Origin of the sequence: Micromonospora sp. NPDC050795, assembly GCF_044456785.1 — a bacterium.
Classification (GTDB): Bacteria; Actinomycetota; Actinomycetes; order Mycobacteriales; family Micromonosporaceae; genus Micromonospora.
This window is the reverse complement of record NZ_JBITGE010000079.1, coordinates 1-2,833: the sequence shown is the minus strand read 5'-3', so window position 1 is coordinate 2,833 and position 2,833 is coordinate 1. Positions and strand designations below refer to the sequence as shown.

3 protein-coding genes are annotated in these 2,833 nt (G+C 67.1%); all 3 read right to left on the bottom strand.

Going from position 1 to position 2,833, the window contains the following annotated elements:
- Positions 1 to 1,451: hypothetical protein (locus ACIBEF_RS32005; protein WP_396797157.1), on the bottom strand; the 1,451-nt coding region annotated here is incomplete at its 3' end.
- A gap of 196 nt (positions 1,452 to 1,647) precedes the next feature.
- A complete protein-coding gene (locus ACIBEF_RS32000) occupies positions 1,648 to 2,241 on the bottom strand; it encodes an IS3 family transposase (protein ID WP_396797160.1) in 594 nt (197 codons plus the stop codon).
- A gap of 400 nt (positions 2,242 to 2,641) precedes the next feature.
- A partial coding sequence (locus ACIBEF_RS31995; protein ID WP_396797156.1) for a hypothetical protein occupies positions 2,642 to 2,833 on the bottom strand: 192 nt, incomplete at its 5' end.

The following is a 2,833-nucleotide window of genomic DNA, read 5'->3' as shown; positions in this document are numbered from 1 at the left end:
GGCGGCGGCGGCGGCATCGGCGGCGGCGGCAAAGGCGGCGGCGGCGGCATCGGCGGCGGCGGCAAAGGCGGCGGCGGCGGCATCGGCGGCGGCGGCAAAGGCGGCGGCGGCGGCATCGGCGGCGGCGGCGAGTCCATCGGGCTCCGCAAAGTGTACGAGCTGATCGACACCCCGCTGTCGATGGAGGCCCGGCGTGCGCTTCGGCCCTGTGCCGTGCTCCGGTTGGTCCTGGTGAAGTCGTACACGTGCTTGTGGCGCACGATCGGGTAGCGCTGCTTGAGCCAGGCCCATGCAGCCCGCACTGAGCGGAAGGCAGCAACCGGATCCGGCCACGACGGCGGCCTGTCCTGCATGGAGGCCGGGCTTCCGCGCCGGTCCTGTGCCGTGCTCCGGCTGGTCCTGGTGATGTCGAAGACGGGCGCGCTCGGGTAGTGCTGCTTGGCCCAATCCCAGGCAGCCCGTTTGGAGGGGAAAGGAGCGACCGGGTCCGGCCGCGGCGGGAGCTGGTCCTGCACCGGCGTGATGTAAAGCTGGTTGGCCCAGGCCACGTAGTTAATACCGTTGCTGTGGTGCTGGAAGCGACGGTTTTGGCGGTGCAGGCTCCGTGCGCCGTAGCTCTCCGGGCGCTCCGGTTTGCCGTCGCGGGGCCATGGGTCGAGGATCCGGCAGTAGCGGGCGTTCATCCGGCCGATGACGGTCACACGGTGGTCGGCGTCGTGAGCGATTACCGTGACCGGGATGTTCGCGCCGCCGTACCGCCGCATCGCCTCGGCCGCGATTGTGTCGGCCTTCTCGCCGCAGTTGCCCACACCGTACCGGGCGCCCATCGCGGCACCCAGCCCGATGGTTGCGACGGGACCGGTGTCGCCATGACGGGCGGCCGAGGCCTTTGGCTCTCGGTTCCGGACGTGACCGTGGAGGAGTTCGAGGCTCTGCCCGCCGCTGTCGCGGATGTCGCGGATCTGGTTGGCCGCGAACGGGATCCGGTCGTGGGCGAAGGCCATCAGGTCCCGTCCGACCTGGTCCAAGACGTCGCCCAGCTCGTCCTCCTTCGCGGTCAGCCTGTAGAGGTTGCTCCGCATGTTGCCGAGGTCGTTACGGCTGGGGCCTGCAACGGACCTCTCCAATCGCTCAACCTGGCGGGAAACCGTGCCGCGGTCCGCCAGTTCGTCCTTACGCAGCTGCTCGAACGCCCTGTCGTGCGCCGGCAGGTTAGGCAGTGCCTGCCACTGCTGAGGCGACAGGTTGCGGTACCAATCCAGGGCCTGCAGCTTGGTGACGGCATCCCGCAGCTGCGTCAGGACGGCCAACGTGCGCCGGTCGACGGTGCCGCTCTGCCCGGCCAGCACCTGCGTGGCGTACTGCCCGAGCCGATGCAGGTCGGCGTTGAGCCGGCCCTGCCCGCCATCGATGTCCTGCTGCAACCGATCTATCTCGCTCATGGTCGCCACGGGCGGCTCCTCCCTCGGTCCCGGCACGTCCCACAACCCGGCACGTCCTACAACTGGGGACGAGCGCACCATGACGAACGGACGACCGAGCCGCTCGGTTCACAGCCCGCCACTCGCCCGTAGATGTGACGGTCTCATCGGCGAGCATGTCGTCGCGGTCCGGAGGGTCTGCTGCACCAACAGGTAACAGTTTCAGTCACGTGGCCTGACTGGCCGGTGGGGTCATGATGGTCTCGTACTCGATAGGGGTCAACCGGGACAGGGATCGTTGGCGTCGGCGGCGGTGGTAGGTCCGTTCGATCCAGGTCATGATCGCGGTCCTCAGCTGCTGCCGTGTCGTCCAGGTCCGGCGGTCAAGGACGGTGTTCTGCAGCAGGCCGAAGAACGATTCCATGGCGGCGTTGTCGCCGACGGCGCCGACTCTGCCTATCGACCCGGTCATGTGGTGCTGGTTGAGGGCGTGGACGAGTTTCCGGCTGCGGAATTGCGACCCGCGGTTGGTGTGCAGCACGCAGCCGGCCACGTCACCACGGCGGGCTACGGCGTTGACGGCCAGTCTCGATTTCATGCGTGAGTCGATGGAGTAGCCGACGATCCGGTGGGACCACACGTCCTTGATCGCGCACAGATACAGCTTGCCCTCACCGGTTCGGTGTTCAGTGATGTCGGCCAGCCACAACCGATTCGGGCCGTCCGCGGTGAAGTCGTGGCACACCAGATCCTCGTGCACCGGCGGACCGACCTTGCCGCCCTGCCCCGACGCTTCTTCTTGCTGAACGCGCTGAACCAGCCCATGCCGGAGCAGATTTTCCAGGCGGTGCGCTCGACCATCGGCTGGCCGGCAGCGCGGGCCTCATCGGCTAGGAACCGGTAGCCGAACTCCGGGTCATCGCGATGGGCGTCGAACAATGCGTCCACCCGATACGCCTGCGCCAGTTCGGCGTCAGTGACACTGCGGACAAGCCACCGGTAGTAGGGCTGACGAGCGCTGTTCAGTACCCGGCACGTCACCGCGACGGGGATCCCGTCGGCCGCCAGCTCGCTCACGAGCGGGTAGAGCCTCTCCCGGCAGGTTCGCCTGCGACAGGGACGCCGCAGCCCGGCGCAGGACCTCGTTCTCCTGCTCCAGCAGCTTGATCCGCTACAGGAGGTGTCTCAGTTGGTGAGGTTGTGGCCTCGGGCATGATCTTCTATTCGTGGCGAATGTTCTCGGGGACATGATCCAGACCTGGGCACCGGAGGACTTGTGGGTGGTTGCGCAGCCGTTGATGCCGGTTGCTGCGAAACCGGAACGTGTCAAGATTTTTGAGGCGGGTTTGATCAGAGGTTTTTGAGTGAATCTGCTGGTCACCGTCGTTTTCTGTGGGTGGATTGATCCATGC